Source organism: Vannielia litorea (genome assembly GCF_019801175.1).
GTDB classification, from domain to species: Bacteria; Pseudomonadota; Alphaproteobacteria; order Rhodobacterales; family Rhodobacteraceae; genus Vannielia; species Vannielia litorea_B.
In genome coordinates, this window is the sequence record NZ_JAHVJR010000001.1 from 2,127,261 (window position 1) to 2,140,299 (window position 13,039).

Consider the following 13,039-nt stretch of genomic DNA (forward strand, 5'->3'; position numbering starts at 1 on the left):
GCCATGGGCCCCGCCCGTGGTCTCGGCCTCGCGCTCGGGCGCATCTGTCTCGCGCTCCTGCTGATCGCAGGCCCTGCCGCCTCGCAACCCGTCACCGTCGAGCCCGCCGAGGCCCGGCAGATCGCGGCACGTGCCGTGATTGCGGGCCAGCCGGCCTACGGGCTGGATATCGCCCGCGCCCTGCTGGTGGCAGACCCAAACGATGTCGCCGCCGCCACCACAGCCAGCCGCGCCGCCCGTGCCCTTGGCCGCTATTCCGAGGCGCAGTCCTATGCCCGGCAGGCTTGGGAGGCCGCTGGCGACGACAAAGAGCGCTATCACGCCTCTGTTGCCATGGCCCAGGCGCTGGCCTCCGATGACAAGCGCACCCGCGCCCAGTTCTGGCTGCGCCGTGCCGCCGAATATGCGCCCAGCGATGCCGCCCGCACCGCCGCCCGCCGCGATTTTGCCTATGTCCGTGGCCGCAATCCTTGGCGCAGCAAGCTGAGCCTGTCGCTCACGCCCTCGTCCAACATCAACAACGGCGCGGCCACCGACCGGATCGAGATCGGAGGCCTCGGCTTTCAGCTTTCGGGCGATGCGCAGGCGCTCTCCGGCACCCAGCTGTCGCTCGGCGCCTCCACCGAGTACCGCATCCGCTCCGGCCCCCGCACCATCCTCCGCTTCGGCGGCGGCATCGAGGCCAAGCGCTACTGGCTCTCCGGCGAGGCCAAGGAACAGGCCCCGATGGCCGACGCCGCCGACTACGCCTACACCTCCGCCGAGCTTACCTTCGGCCTGACCCGCGCGCCCAAAAAGCGCCCGCAGGGGGCCAAGGGCCCCGGCTTCGGCCTCTTCGATGCCGAATTCGCCATCGGCAAGAGCTGGTATGGCGGCGACCCGTTGCTCACCTTCGCCCGTGCCCGCCTCGGCCAGAGCTTCCGCCTCGCGCCCCGCACTTCCGGCTGGGTCGCCGTGCTCGGCGAGTGGCAGGACCGGATCGACAACCCGCTGAACTCGCTCACCTCCTCCGAGCTTCAACTGGGCCTCTCCCGCCGCTTCGAAACCGGGCAGCTAACCGTCATCGCCTCCGCCAAAGAGGTCGACTCCGACAGCGCGCTGACCGCCCACAGCTCGCAAAAGCTCTTCGCCGCCTACCGGCTGGCCAAGCCGGTGTTCACCGCAGACACCACACTCTCCGCAAGCTACGAATACCGCGATTACGAGGCCGCCCTCTTCAGCACAGACCGCCGCGACAATCGCGCCAAACTGGGCCTGACCTTCTTCTTCTCAGAGGCCGACTACTACGGCTTCGCCCCCGAGGTCGGCGTGAGCTTCGAGCAGAACAACAGCAGCGTCGATCTCTACTCGACCGAAACCCTCGGCATCACCTTCGGGCTGAAATCCACCTTCTGATGTCGCGCCCGCCCGCACCTCCGCGCCACCTCGACGGCGGCACCCGCCGGCTCGAGCGCGGCATGGGCGACTGGGCCCGCCGCCGCCTGCCCGGCTGGCTGGCAGATCTGGTCATGTTTACACTCAAACAGGGCTGGGCCGCGCTCTTCGGCGGGCTGCTGCTGGTCGCCATCCTCGCCACCAAGGCCGTCTGGCAGCCCACATGGGCGCTCGCCCGCTACGATTTCCTCGTGCTCTTCGCGCTCTCCACGCAGGTACTCTTCCTTTGGGCCCGGCTCGAAACATGGGAGGAGGCCAAGGTCATCGCGCTCTTCCACCTCACCGGCACGGCGATGGAATTCTTCAAGGTTCAGGCGGGCAGCTGGTCCTACCCCGAGGCGGGCGTGCTCAAGATCATGGGCGTGCCCATGTTCTCCGGCTTCATGTATGCCTCCATCGGCAGCTACATCGCCCGCGTCGCGCGGATCTTCGAGATGCGCTTCGCCCCCTACCCGCCGTTCTGGATGACGGTCCTGCTGGCCTGCGCCATCTACGTCAACTTCTTTGCCCACCACTTCCTGCCCGACATCCGCCTCGCCCTCTTCGCCGCCACGCTGATCCTCTACGCCCGCACCCGCGTCTGGTTTTACGTCGGCACCCGCCCGCTCTGGATGCCCCTGCCGCTCACCGCCTTCCTCGTGGCGCTCATGGTCTGGGTGGCCGAAAACATCGGCACCGTCACCGGCACCTGGGCCTACCCCGGACAGCACTGGACGCAGATGGTCAGCTTTTCCAAGATGGGGTCATGGTACCTGCTGCTCTTCGTCGCCTTCGTCACCGTCACCCTCGTGATGCGCGACTTCCTCTACCGCGAGGCCCAGCGCCCGCCGCGCCGCGACCTGCCCCACGCCGGGGAGGAGCTGCGCGCATGATCCGGGCGCTCGCCCTGCTGCTTGCGCTCACCAGCCCCGCCACCGCCAATCCGGGCCGCGATCTCGCCGCCGCCGCCGAGGCCCAAGTCGGCGTCACCGTGATTTACGATCCCGCCTACGTCGGCCTCGAGTTCCCCGGCGGCGACCTGCCGCGGGAGCGCGGTGTCTGCACCGATGTGGTCATCCGCGCCCTGCGCGACGCATGGGGCATCGACCTTCAGGCCGCCACCAATGCCGACATGAAGCGCAATTTCGCCGCCTATCCCCCGCTCTGGGGCCTGCGCACCACCGACCGCAATATCGATCACCGCCGCGTGCCCAACCTCGAAACCCTCTTCACCCGCGCCGGCGCCGCCCTGCCGCTCTCCTCCGACCCGGTTGCCTTCGAGCCGGGCGATATCGTCAGCTTCCGCCTCACTGGCACCGCCCTTCCCCACATAGTCATCATCGCCGAAAGCACCGCGCCGGACGGCACACCGCTCGTCACCCATAACATCGGCGCAGGCACCCGCACCGAGCACATGCTCTTCGACCACCCCATGCAAGGCCACTTCCGCCTGACGGACGCCGCCCGCACATGGCTCGCCGCCCGATGACGCCCAAGCGCCTCTTGCCCTTCATCTTGGCCCAAATATCTCCACGGGGGTGCGGGGGTGGGAAACCCCCGCTCCGCCATCTGCTGCTCACGCTGCCGCTGACCCTCTGGGCCACCACGGCCGCCGCGCAGGACGCCTGCCGTCAATCCCTCGCGCTCGGTCTCGATGTCTCCGGCTCGGTCGACCAGCGCGAATACCGTCTCCAGCTCGATGGTCTGGCCGATGCGCTCTCCGACCCCGAAGTCACAACCGCCCTGCTCACCGGCACCGAGCGCCCGGTGCTGCTCGCGGTCTATGAATGGTCCGACGAGAGCTTCCAGCGGTTGCTGATCGACTGGATCGCGATCACCTCGCCCGAAGCGCTCGCCAGCGTGACCGGTCGGCTCCGCGAGATGCCCCGCCAGCCCGCGCCCCACACCACCGCCATCGGCGCGGCGATGCTCTACGGCGCCAGCCTCATCGCCCGCGCCCCGGCCTGCCCCAAGCGCACCATCGACCTTTCCGGCGATGGCAAAAACAACACCGGCCCCCGCCCGCAGGATGTGCGCGGCACCGCGCCACTCGCCGGCATCGTGGTGAACGGGCTGACCATCGGCGGCGAACCGGCCGACCACGCCGACCCCTCGCTCGCCGAACTCTCCGCCTATTACAAGGCGCAGGTGATCCACGGTCCCGCGGCCTTCGTGATGACCGCGGAAAACTTCGAGAGCTACGCCGAGGCGATGGCCCGCAAGCTCTTGAAGGAGCTCGAAGGCGCCCCGATGACCGCCCTGCCCGGCCCCACCCGCCTCGCCGCCAACCCCTGAACCAACCTCCGCCAGGCACACGCACCCATGTGCCCCTCGCTGCGCTCGGCGCATTCCGCGGTGGCCTCACTCCGCTCGGGAGCGATACTGTTAGCCTCGTGGAGCTCGGGCGCACATTCGGCGGGGCGCTTCACTCCGCTCGGATGCGCCTTCCACTGGGTGCCTCGCTCCGCTTTGCACCGGGCCGCGCTCCGCCGCCTGCCGAACCCTCAATCTAGCCACCCCGACCTCTCAGCACTCCGCAACCCCACACACACCGCCCCCCAAAACCACAAAAGGCCGCCCCCACCATGGGAGCAGCCCTCTACCCAACCGGCTCTGCACGGGGACGGCCCGCCGCTCGCCTAGTAAATATACCTGATCTGATCGCCCCAGTAGCGCTCCATCCGGCGCAGGGCGGCGGTGATCACCTCCAGCCCGTCCATGTCGATCGCGCCGCTGGTTTGCAGCCCCTCGGCATGGCGCTCGAACAGCTCTGCCACCAGCGTTCGAATGTGGCGGCCCCGCTCGGTCAAGCGCACTCGCACGGAGCGGCGGTCGATCTCGCAGCGCTGGTGGTGCATGTAGCCCAGTTCCACCAGCTTCTTCAGATTGTAGCTCACGTTCGAGCCCTGATAGTAGCCGCGCGTCTTCAGCTCGCCCGCGGTCACCTCGTTGTCGCCGACGTTGAACAGCAGCAGCGCCTGCACCGCATTGATCTCCAGCACGCCCACGCGCTCGAACTCGTCCTTGATCACGTCGAGCAGCAGTCGGTGAAGCCGCTCCACCAGCGCCAGCGTCTCGAGATAGCCGCCCATGAAACCCTGCCTCAGGCTGGGGGCGACGGGGGAATGGATGCTCATCGGCACCTCCGCCAGTTCTTGTCTGGCACCCCCTTACCGTTCGAAACCCTTAGAACTCGTTAAGTCCTGACAATTTTTCCGCAGATCATCGCCAGTTCCGCCCCGATCCTCGCGCAACTCCGCCGCAGCCGCCGCCTATAGCCGGGCCTCCGGCGCCACCCGGCGCAGCATCGGCAGATGCGCCTCGGGCGCGGGCTCCAGCCCGGTGACCCAGCGCAGCAGGTCCTGATCGGCCTCCTCCATCAGCGCCTCGAAAGCATCCAGCTCGGCCTCGCTCAGCTCCGCCATCCGGCTGTCGGCAAAGCCGCCAAGCAGCAGGTCCATCTCCTTGATCCCCCGCCGCCATGCGCGGATCTTCAGCCGTTTCAGCCGCACCTCGCGCGGCTCGGTCCCGCCCGCGCTCACTCGGTCGCCTCCAGCGCCGATTGCAGCCGCGTCTCCAGCCGCTCAAGCCGCTCGGCCTGCAACACCATCTCGCCGCGCACCGCGCGGATCTCGGCCAGCAGCCCGGCCAGTTCGGCCGGGGCAGCGGCAGGCACCACGCCCTCCGGCAACGGCGCATCGATCCCCGGGCCCTCGCCCGAAAGCAGCCAGCGCATCGACACGCCCAGCATCCCGGCCAGCATCTGCAGCTTGTTCGCCCGCGGCTCGCTGGCATCGGCCTCCCAATGCTTCACCGTCTTGGTCTTGACCCCCAGCCGCTCGGCCAGTTGCTTCTGGCTCCAGCCCAGCGCCTCGCGCGCGCCTGCAACCCTGTCACCAAAGGTGGCTGTCTCGGCATCGAACCAGCTGCCGCTCTCGCTCTCCATCTCAAATCCTCTCCGCGCCGGATTGGCGCTTGAACGCTCATCTTTGCGGGCCTACTACTCGGCCCCGTCCGAACTCAGACCGGAGCCCATCATGGCCTTCCTCTCCGACACGCTCTCGCGCGTGAAGCCCTCGCCCACTATCGCCGTCTCCAACCTCGCCGCCGAGCTCAAGGCCGCGGGCAAGGATGTGATCGGCCTCGGCGCAGGCGAGCCCGATTTCGATACGCCCGACAACATCAAGCAGGCGGGCATCAAGGCTATAACAGAGGGCAAGACCAAATATACAGCCGTAGACGGCATTCCCGAGCTGAAAGCGGCAATCTGCGCCAAGCTGAAGCGCGACAACGGGCTGTCCTACGAGCCCGCGCAGGTCTCTGTCGGCACCGGCGGCAAGCAGATCCTCTACAACGCCCTGATGGCCACGCTGAACCCCGGCGACGAGGTGGTGATTCCCGCGCCCTACTGGGTGTCCTACCCCGACATGACCCTGCTCGCAGGCGGCACCCCCGTGGTCGCCGAGGCTCAGGCCCAGACCAATTACAAGCTGACGCCCGAGCAGCTCGAAGCCGCGATCACGCCCAAGACCAAGTGGTTCATCTTCAACTCCCCCTCCAACCCCACCGGCGCGGGCTACACCTGGGACGAGCTGAAGGCGCTGACTGACGTGCTGCTGCGCCACCCCCACGTCTGGGTGATGACCGACGACATGTATGAGCACCTCGTCTACGATGGGTTCGAGTTTTGCACCCCGGCGCAGGTCGAGCCGCAGCTCTACGAGCGCACCCTCACGGTGAACGGCGTCTCCAAGGCCTATGCCATGACCGGCTGGCGCATCGGCTACGCCGCCGGCCCCAAGGAGCTGATCGCGGCGATGCGCAAGATCCAGTCGCAGAGCACGTCGAACCCCTGCTCCGTCTCGCAATGGGCCGCCGTCGAGGCGCTGAACGGCAGCCAGGATTTCATCGCGCCCAACAACGAGACGTTCAAGCGGCGGCGTGATCTCGTGGTCGCCATGCTGAACGAGGCCGAAGGGATCACCTGCGCCACGCCGGAAGGCGCCTTCTACGTCTACCCCGATGTCGCTGGCTGCATCGGCAAGACCTCCGAGGGCGGCAAGCTCATCTCCAACGATGAAGACTTCTGCACCGCCCTGCTCGAAGAAAAAGGCGTCGCCGCCGTCTTCGGCGCGGCCTTCGGCCTCTCGCCCAACTTCCGCGTCAGCTACGCCACCTCCGACGAGAACCTGAAAGAGGCCTGCACCCGCATCCAGGCTTTCTGCGCCGGGCTGAAGTAGGGCAGGCAAACGAAAGGTGGGCAACCTGCCCACCACCAGACCAAAAGGCCCGGCCCAAAACGCCGGGCCTTTTCATTTGAAGGAGGGTGACCTGGGCTTCGGGAAGCAGGTAAGTTTCCGGCCCTTGGCTGGCGTTCGAAAAGGGCGCGGCTAAGGGCGGCTATGAGCCCAAACCTTTCGAGTGGTGCAAATCCGCTAAATGATCCGTTGCTCCAGCTCGGCAGGATCGGCAACGTCGACATGCCAGAAGGCGCGCGCTTCAGCCGGGAGTTTGGCCAAAACGCGCTCGAAGTCTCTTCCGTTGGTGCAGCGCCGAACCGCCCATGCCGTCGCCTCAATCGCATTGTCCGGCGTTAGGTTGTGGTTCACCCGCACCTGCTTGACTTCCGAGAGTAGCGTCTCTCGGTCGCCAAACGCCGCGCGAGGCTCCGTAACATCCCAATTTTGAAGAAAGATCGCGCGAAGCACGCTGGGCAAGATACTTGCGAAGTTCAAACCCTCCTGAGCAGTCAGACGACGCCGGAACACCTGAAAGACCGCATCGACCGCCGTGTAAGCCATGTTGTCTGGATCGAGAGACATGCGCTCTTTCACGTCATCAAGGAAAGCGCTCCATTCTTTGGAGGCGTGCCGATATGTCCACGGCATTGGCATGGGTCGCTAGTTCCTTTGCCGGCATCGTCGCCGACACGTGTACCTAACTCCCCGGTATTTGTCGAAGAAACCAACGACAGCTTTGTCCGCAGAGCCGCCATTCGCGCAACCGCAGCGAATTCATCCTCCCCCCCGCAGCCACATCGTGCCTCCGCCGATCCCACCCAGCGCCCCCACCTAGCGCCGCCCCGTCCCGCCTGCTATCCATCTGCAAACGAACGAGGACAGAGGCCGATGGCAGGCGATTTGCCGGACTATTACTTCCGGGTGCGGGAAAACGGGGCAATGGCCTTCCGGGTCGATACCGAGAACCGCCAGCGCCGGATCGAGATGGACCAGATCGCCGTGATCAACATCAAGAACGGCGAGGTCAAACCCCACGGTGACCACAAGCTCACCGAAGAGGACATCGCCGCCATCACAGAGTGGATGACCGAGCGCACCGCCCTTCTGGCCCGCCGCGACATCGACGATATTCACCGCGCGGTCGACTACCTCAACATCACCACCCAATGGGTGCAGTCCAAGGCCGAGGACGACCAGCTCGAAGAGGTGACCGACGCGCTGCTGCTGGCCATGCACGATCTGCGCTCGGTTCTGGTGCGCAAAAAGGCCGATCGGCTGATGCGGGCCCGCGAGCAGGGCTGAACGGCCCCGCGCCGAGGCAGGCCTGTTGCCTGCCCCCGGCTTTCCTGCCAATCTGCCGCCATGCATCGTTAATCACTTTGAAAGGGACACCCATGATCCGCAAGACGCTGCCCCTCCTTCTGGCCCTGACCCTCGCCGCCTGCGTGCAGCCCGCCCCCGAGGCCGAGCCGGAGCCCGAACTCGACGCCAACGGCGTGGAGGTTCTGCCGACCGACGAGGTCATCACCGAGGACGAGCTGCTCTCCTGAGCGCCGCCCAACGGCCCCGAGATATCGCCGGGCGACAGGCACCAGCCTGCCGCCCGGTTTGCGTTTTATGGGGCCGGTCCGCCCGGCGCGTCACGCGGCATTGTCGGGTTGCGCCCGCACCGCCCTCCGCCCTTTCAGCGAAATCCGGTAGGGCGCACCGCCCCGGCTCTGGATCAGCCCGCGCTTGCGCAGCCGGGCAAAGAGCTGCAAGTCGCAGCTCTCCAGCACCAAGCCGTCATGGGTGAAGCAGGTCACCGCCAGCACCTTGCCGCCCGCGCCGCGCTCATGGCGGATCAGGCCTCCACGGGCCAGCACATGCAGCGCCCGCTGTTCGTCTCTCGAAATGTTCATTGAAGTCTCTGGATTGCATGGAAGAAGGCTCAGGCCCTCCCGGGGCCCGTCCTGTCTCTCAGCTGCCACCCACGCGGGGCGGCGACCTCATGCAATCTCTGGCATCAAAGCTCCATCGGCCCGAACGCCGGACCGTTGCCGCGTCTATGCCCCAGCCCGGCCGCCAAAGCAACCATAGGCCGGGCCGCTACCGCCACTTCCGGATTCCGTTCAAAAAGGCAATGACCCGCCCGCCCTACTTGGCGAAGCCAAGCTCCATCTCCGCTCGCCAGAGCCGTTCCTCGGCGCTGGCATCGGCCATCTTCAAGGCTTCCAGCACCTTCTCGTGCCCCTTCGCCTGCTCGAACCGCGCGCCCCAGCGCTTGTCGAGATGGATGAACTCCCAGATCTGGTCGAGGGTCATGCAGCCAAAGCTCTCGGCCCGGTCGTAGGCATCCTCGATCCGCGCCACCTTCTCCTCGGTGCTCCGCCCCGGCATCTCCGGCCCCAGCTCCAGCACAGCACGGCGGCGCAGCCCGCGGCCATGCTGCCCGGCCAGCTCGTCATATTGCTCCGACGACAGCCGCAGGCGGCCAAACTCCGGCGGCGCGTTGTGGCTGGGGTTCTTCGTATGCGTCACCTCGCCCCCCGGTGGCTGCATCGCCACCGAAAGCGCCGCGCCAAAGAGCTGCCCGCGCTGGCTGTCATCCAGCACCGGCAACAGCAGTGACATCACGTTGGGGTCGCCGTGGCGGAAGAGCACCGTCTCCCAGCCTGCGCCCCTGTCCACCGCGCCCACCTGCCTGCGGCCCACGATCGGCTCGGCCCGGTTGGCGGGGATCTCCACAAGGTTCAACCGCCGCAGATGGGCAAAGATGTTGCCCGCCGTCTTCTCGCCCTGATCCGGCCAGTCCCACCAGACCACCGCCGGAACGCCCGCGCAGACATCCGTCACCTGCTCAACCGCAAAGAGGTTCGGACAGGCCACCAGATGCGGCCCCCGGCCCAGCGCGGGCAGGTCGATCTCGTCGGTAAAAAGCGGCAGCGCCTCCAGCCCCACATCGCGAATCCGGCCCGGCAGGTCGTCAAAATGCGCCCCGTCGATCACGGCAAAGATCCGCCCCGGCAGGCGCCGCAACAGGCTGCCCAAATGGTCCTTGGGTGCGTTGTCACTCATCGGGGCCTCCACTCTGCCGTTGCGGCACCTGCCTAGCACCACTGGCCGAGGGGCGGAAGGGGGCCGCAGCCGCGCCCTGCGCCGTAGGCAAAACCGCCCGCCTCAGGCGGTCGCCATGGCCTCCGGCCGCAGTGCGCCGATCTTCACCGAACGGCCCCAGAACCGCCAGAGCAGCAGCACGCCCGCCGCTGCCAGCCCCATCGCGAGGCCGAACCACACGCCCATGCCGCCCCAGCCCGCCGGAAAGCCCAGCGCCCAGGCCAGCGGCGCGCCGATGCCCCAGTAGGAGACGGCGGCGATCCACATCGGCACCCGCATGTCCTGCACCCCGCGCAGCAGCCCCATCGCCGTCACCTGCGCCCCGTCGAAGAGCTGGAACAGCGCCGCCATCGCCAGCAGCCCCACACCGGTCGCAAGGATCGCATCCCGCGCCGGTTCCGCCGGGTCCACGAAGAGGCCCATCAGGAAGGCCGGGAAGGCGAGATAGGCCGCCAGAGTCACCACCGCCCAGGCGATGCTGAGCGCGAGCGACACCGTCGCCCCCCGCCGCAGCCCGGCCTCATCCATCCGGCCAAAGGCCTTGCCCGCCCGGATCGTGGCCGCATTGGAGAGGCCGAGATGCACCATGAAGGTCGCACTCGCGATCTGGATCGCGATGCCATGGGCCGCCAGCGCAATGGTGCCGATCCAGCCCATCAGCAGCGACGAAAAGGCAAAGAGACCGACCTCGGCCAACAGCGTCAGGCCAATCGGCCAGCCGAGCGAAAAGACCTGCGCCAGCGCCCCCGCATCGCCCCGCCAGAGCCGGTGAAAGATGCCATGCTCGGGGAAGATCCGCACCGCGTAGAGCGCCAGCAGCAGCGCCGAGAGCACGTGGCCGGTGAGCGAGGCCCACGCCGCGCCGATCAGCCCCAGCTCCGGCGCGCCCAGCTTGCCGAAAATCAGCACCCAGTTGAGGAACACGTTCACCACCGCCGCCACGATGGCGATCCAGAGCAGCACCGAGGTGCGCTCCAGCGCCGAAAGATAGCTCTTCAGCACCATGGTGATCAGCGCCGGCAGCAGCGCCACGCCCGCGATTTTCAGGTAGCCTTCCGCCATCGCGGCAAGCTCCGGGTCCTGCCCCAGCGCCACGAGGATCGGGCCGGAGAACCAGAAGGCAGGCTGAAACCCCGCCCAAGCGAAGGCCGAAAGCCAGAAACCCATGCGGGTGACCCGCCGCAGCCGCTGCACCCCCTCTTCGCCGCGCTCGCTGGCTTCGGCCACCAGCGGAAGCACCGCCTGGCTGAAGCCGATGGAGAAGATGAAGGCCACGATCCAGAAGGTGCCCGCAAGCACCATCGCGGCCAGCCCGGGGATCGAATACCAGCCCATCATCAGCGTGTCGGTGATCTGGATCGCCATCTGCGCCAGATGCCCGCCGACGAGCGGCAGCCCGAGGAGCAGAATCGCCTTGGCGTGCCCCGCATATGTCATCTGATCGCGCATGGCCCCTGCTAGGGCTTTGCTGCCGCCGGGGCAAGACCCATGCTGTCAGCAGAGTTTCGGCGGCTTCGCTGCGCTCGGGTGGGTCTCTGGTAGCCTCGCTACGCTCGGCAGGCAGGCCTCATCGGCTCGGCCTCTTGGACCCGGACGGGGGGACAAGTCCCGCCCAGCGCGCCCCTCAAAGCGCCCGCAGCAACAACTGTCCGGCAACCAGCACCACTACTGCGCCGGCCACCAGCTCCAGCACCGGCCCGGCGACCCGGAGCGCGCCGCCGCGCCCCTCCAGCGCCGACCATGTGCCTTCACGCAGGGTCACGGCCATGATGGCCACCGCAATCGTCACCAGCGCCGTGCCCAACCCCATCGCAAAGGCCCCGGCCACCCCTGCGCCAGCCAGCCCGAGCCGCCATGTGATGACGAGCAAAAACAGCGCCCCCGTGCAGGGCCGGATCGCAATGCCCGCGATGAGCAGCAGCATGTCCCGCAGGCTCCCTGCCTGCTCCACCTGCTCCAGCGTCGGCCCGTGGGCATGGCCGCAGGTCTCGCAAACCGCGCCCGAACTGCTGTGATCGTGGTGATCATTGTCGTGATGCGTGTGTTGATGCGCATGGCCGTGGTCATGCTCGTGATGATGGTGATGCTCATGGCCATGGTGATGCCCGTCCCCATCGCCCTGCGCCCGCCGCATCAACCCGCGCAGACCGCGCCACGCCAGCCAGAGCCCGATAAGCGCAATCGCCCCGTAGCTTGCCGGGGCCAGCACCTCCTCGGTCAGCCCCTCGACCCGGTCTCCGCCCCAGCCCAGCAGCGCAATCGCGCCGTAAACCAGCAGCACAGCCGCCGCGGCCTGCGCCAGCGATGACAGCAGCGCCAGGACCGAAAGCTTCACCAGCGGCACCCGCCGCCCCAGCCCGTAGCCGCCGATCAGCACCTTGCCATGCCCCGGCCCGGCGGCATGCAACACGCCATAAGCAAAGCACAGCCCGATCAGCCCCCAGATCGCCGCCGGCTGGCCCGCCTTCAGCGCCCGGATCGCCCCGGCCATGCTGCCCTGAAATTCCTTTTGCGCCGCAGCCGCCCAGCGCCCCAGCACCTCCACCGCGCCGCTCGCCCAAAGCCCCGCCAGCACCACGGCAAGCAGAACCGCCGCGCCTACGATCCAGCGTCGCACGCGACCCGGACCTCCTGCGCAAACATGTCGCCCACCGGCGGAAACTCCGCCTCGTCCATGCCCTGCGCCTGCGCTGTGCCCTGAAGCTCATCCAGCGCCGCCTGCAACTGCTCGGCGGCAGCATCGTAATCGGGCACCCATAGCTCCGCGCGGCAGCCCTCGCGGCCGGTCAGCACCGTCTCCGAGGTCACCTCATAGGCGCTGTAATAGGTCTCGTCGTAGGGCGAGAGCACCACCACCTTGGCCGGGTCCACCGGCTCCGCAAGCCGCCGCAGATGGCTGGAAGAGACCATGCCGCCCTCGAACCCCGCGCCGATCTCCTCAGGTGGGCCAAGCGCCACCGCCACGCCGTCGACGGTCAGATAGGTGTCGCCCTTGAAGCCCTCGGGCCAGTTCATGTCGAACCCCTGCAGCGCCTCCAACTCGGCCTCGGTGGCCTGGCCGTCGTAATCGCTGTCTACCCCGCGCTCCTCGGTCACGTAGAGCGAGGTCAGCTCGTCATAGCGCCAGTTCACGCGCACGGCCTCGATCAGTCCGGCATCGTTGAAGATCACCTCAAAGCCGGTCTCGACAAAAACATGCGGATGCGCCCCGAGCGCGCCGGGCACCGCTAGTGCCAATGCTGTCAGCCAGTGTTTCATGGCGGCGACCCTACAGCGGCCCCAAAGCCGCC

General features: G+C 67.5%; 16 protein-coding genes. 7 read left to right on the forward strand and 9 right to left on the reverse strand.

Features of this window, described 5'->3' with window-relative positions; translation table 11 throughout:
• Positions 1–3: 3 nt before the first annotated feature.
• The 4 genes from KUV38_RS10405 to KUV38_RS10420 are packed head-to-tail and all read left to right on the forward strand — an operon-like array spanning position 4 to position 3,708.
• A complete protein-coding gene (locus KUV38_RS10405; RefSeq protein WP_222469978.1) occupies positions 4–1,395 on the forward strand; it encodes a surface lipoprotein assembly modifier in 1,392 nt (463 codons plus the stop codon).
• Positions 1,395–2,306 (forward strand): DUF817 domain-containing protein, encoded by a 912-nt coding sequence (locus KUV38_RS10410; RefSeq protein ID WP_315898613.1) that lies wholly within the window; start codon positions 1,395–1,397, stop codon positions 2,304–2,306. The genes KUV38_RS10405 and KUV38_RS10410 overlap by 1 nt, the downstream gene beginning before the upstream one ends.
• The gene (locus tag KUV38_RS10415) at positions 2,303–2,902 is read left to right on the forward strand and encodes a DUF1287 domain-containing protein (RefSeq protein ID WP_222469979.1); all 600 of its coding nucleotides are present in this window, start codon (positions 2,303–2,305) and stop codon (positions 2,900–2,902) included. The genes KUV38_RS10410 and KUV38_RS10415 overlap by 4 nt, the downstream gene beginning before the upstream one ends.
• A complete protein-coding gene (locus KUV38_RS10420; protein WP_222469980.1) occupies positions 2,899–3,708 on the forward strand; it encodes a DUF1194 domain-containing protein in 810 nt (269 codons plus the stop codon). Before KUV38_RS10415 ends, KUV38_RS10420 begins: the two co-directional genes overlap by 4 nt.
• A gap of 344 nt (positions 3,709–4,052) precedes the next feature.
• Here the strand turns inward: KUV38_RS10420 and KUV38_RS10425 are convergent, their stop codons facing one another.
• The 3 genes from KUV38_RS10425 to KUV38_RS10435 all read right to left on the reverse strand — a co-directional run bounded on the left by KUV38_RS10425 (position 4,053) and on the right by KUV38_RS10435 (position 5,359).
• A complete protein-coding gene (locus KUV38_RS10425; RefSeq protein WP_222469981.1) occupies positions 4,053–4,550 on the reverse strand; it encodes a MarR family winged helix-turn-helix transcriptional regulator in 498 nt (165 codons plus the stop codon).
• A gap of 135 nt (positions 4,551–4,685) precedes the next feature.
• The gene (locus KUV38_RS10430; RefSeq protein ID WP_315898614.1) at positions 4,686–4,955 is read right to left on the reverse strand and encodes a succinate dehydrogenase assembly factor 2; all 270 of its coding nucleotides are present in this window, start codon (positions 4,953–4,955) and stop codon (positions 4,686–4,688) included.
• Entirely contained in the window at positions 4,952–5,359 is a 408-nt protein-coding gene (locus tag KUV38_RS10435) for a multiprotein-bridging factor 1 family protein (protein ID WP_222469982.1), read from the reverse strand. Before KUV38_RS10435 ends, KUV38_RS10430 begins: the two co-directional genes overlap by 4 nt.
• 91 nt (positions 5,360–5,450) lie before the next feature.
• Between KUV38_RS10435 and KUV38_RS10440 the strand changes: the two genes are divergently transcribed.
• Positions 5,451–6,653 (forward strand): pyridoxal phosphate-dependent aminotransferase, encoded by a 1,203-nt coding sequence (locus KUV38_RS10440; protein WP_222469983.1) that lies wholly within the window; start codon positions 5,451–5,453, stop codon positions 6,651–6,653.
• Positions 6,654–6,848: 195 nt separating this feature from the next.
• Here the strand turns inward: KUV38_RS10440 and KUV38_RS10445 are convergent, their stop codons facing one another.
• Positions 6,849–7,307 (reverse strand): DUF2267 domain-containing protein, encoded by a 459-nt coding sequence (locus tag KUV38_RS10445; RefSeq protein WP_222469984.1) that lies wholly within the window; start codon positions 7,305–7,307, stop codon positions 6,849–6,851.
• Positions 7,308–7,541: 234 nt separating this feature from the next.
• Here KUV38_RS10445 and KUV38_RS10450 point away from each other — a divergent pair, with 234 nt between their 5' ends.
• Positions 7,542–7,955, forward strand: a complete 414-nt coding sequence (locus tag KUV38_RS10450) for a hypothetical protein (RefSeq protein WP_222469985.1) — start codon at positions 7,542–7,544, stop codon at positions 7,953–7,955.
• A 92-nt stretch (positions 7,956–8,047) separates the two neighbouring features.
• Complete coding sequence (locus KUV38_RS10455; RefSeq protein WP_222469986.1) at positions 8,048–8,203, forward strand: hypothetical protein; 156 nt, start codon at positions 8,048–8,050, stop codon at positions 8,201–8,203.
• Between the two features lie 90 nt (positions 8,204–8,293).
• On the opposite strand, the gene KUV38_RS10460 is transcribed toward KUV38_RS10455, so the two are convergent.
• The 5 genes from KUV38_RS10460 to KUV38_RS10480 form a co-directional block, all read right to left on the reverse strand.
• Positions 8,294–8,554, reverse strand: a complete 261-nt coding sequence (locus tag KUV38_RS10460; protein ID WP_222469987.1) for a YjhX family toxin — start codon at positions 8,552–8,554, stop codon at positions 8,294–8,296.
• A 235-nt stretch (positions 8,555–8,789) separates the two neighbouring features.
• Positions 8,790–9,710 carry a DUF4123 domain-containing protein gene (locus tag KUV38_RS10465; protein WP_222469988.1) on the reverse strand — a complete coding sequence of 307 codons (921 nt, stop codon included), beginning with the start codon at positions 9,708–9,710 and terminating at the stop codon, positions 8,790–8,792.
• Positions 9,711–9,812: 102 nt separating this feature from the next.
• A complete protein-coding gene (locus KUV38_RS10470; RefSeq protein ID WP_222469989.1) occupies positions 9,813–11,198 on the reverse strand; it encodes an MATE family efflux transporter in 1,386 nt (461 codons plus the stop codon).
• A 175-nt stretch (positions 11,199–11,373) separates the two neighbouring features.
• The gene (locus KUV38_RS10475; RefSeq protein WP_222469990.1) at positions 11,374–12,366 is read right to left on the reverse strand and encodes a nickel/cobalt transporter; all 993 of its coding nucleotides are present in this window, start codon (positions 12,364–12,366) and stop codon (positions 11,374–11,376) included.
• Positions 12,348–13,007 carry a DUF1007 family protein gene (locus KUV38_RS10480; protein ID WP_222469991.1) on the reverse strand — a complete coding sequence of 220 codons (660 nt, stop codon included), beginning with the start codon at positions 13,005–13,007 and terminating at the stop codon, positions 12,348–12,350. Before KUV38_RS10480 ends, KUV38_RS10475 begins: the two co-directional genes overlap by 19 nt.
• Positions 13,008–13,039: the final 32 nt, after the last annotated feature.

Coding starts and splice junctions, on each gene's coding strand:
- KUV38_RS10405 (WP_222469978.1), top strand. CDS start 4: ATGGGCCCCGCCCGTGGTCTCGGCCTCGCGCTCGGGCGCATCTGTCTC.
- KUV38_RS10410 (WP_315898613.1), top strand. CDS start 1,395: ATGTCGCGCCCGCCCGCACCTCCGCGCCACCTCGACGGCGGCACCCGC.
- KUV38_RS10415 (WP_222469979.1), top strand. CDS start 2,303: ATGATCCGGGCGCTCGCCCTGCTGCTTGCGCTCACCAGCCCCGCCACC.
- KUV38_RS10420 (WP_222469980.1), top strand. CDS start 2,899: ATGACGCCCAAGCGCCTCTTGCCCTTCATCTTGGCCCAAATATCTCCA.
- KUV38_RS10425 (WP_222469981.1), bottom strand. CDS start 4,550: ATGAGCATCCATTCCCCCGTCGCCCCCAGCCTGAGGCAGGGTTTCATG.
- KUV38_RS10435 (WP_222469982.1), bottom strand. CDS start 5,359: ATGGAGAGCGAGAGCGGCAGCTGGTTCGATGCCGAGACAGCCACCTTT.
- KUV38_RS10440 (WP_222469983.1), top strand. CDS start 5,451: ATGGCCTTCCTCTCCGACACGCTCTCGCGCGTGAAGCCCTCGCCCACT.
- KUV38_RS10445 (WP_222469984.1), bottom strand. CDS start 7,307: ATGCCAATGCCGTGGACATATCGGCACGCCTCCAAAGAATGGAGCGCT.
- KUV38_RS10450 (WP_222469985.1), top strand. CDS start 7,542: ATGGCAGGCGATTTGCCGGACTATTACTTCCGGGTGCGGGAAAACGGG.
- KUV38_RS10455 (WP_222469986.1), top strand. CDS start 8,048: ATGATCCGCAAGACGCTGCCCCTCCTTCTGGCCCTGACCCTCGCCGCC.
- KUV38_RS10460 (WP_222469987.1), bottom strand. CDS start 8,554: ATGAACATTTCGAGAGACGAACAGCGGGCGCTGCATGTGCTGGCCCGT.
- KUV38_RS10465 (WP_222469988.1), bottom strand. CDS start 9,710: ATGAGTGACAACGCACCCAAGGACCATTTGGGCAGCCTGTTGCGGCGC.
- KUV38_RS10470 (WP_222469989.1), bottom strand. CDS start 11,198: ATGCGCGATCAGATGACATATGCGGGGCACGCCAAGGCGATTCTGCTC.
- KUV38_RS10480 (WP_222469991.1), bottom strand. CDS start 13,007: ATGAAACACTGGCTGACAGCATTGGCACTAGCGGTGCCCGGCGCGCTC.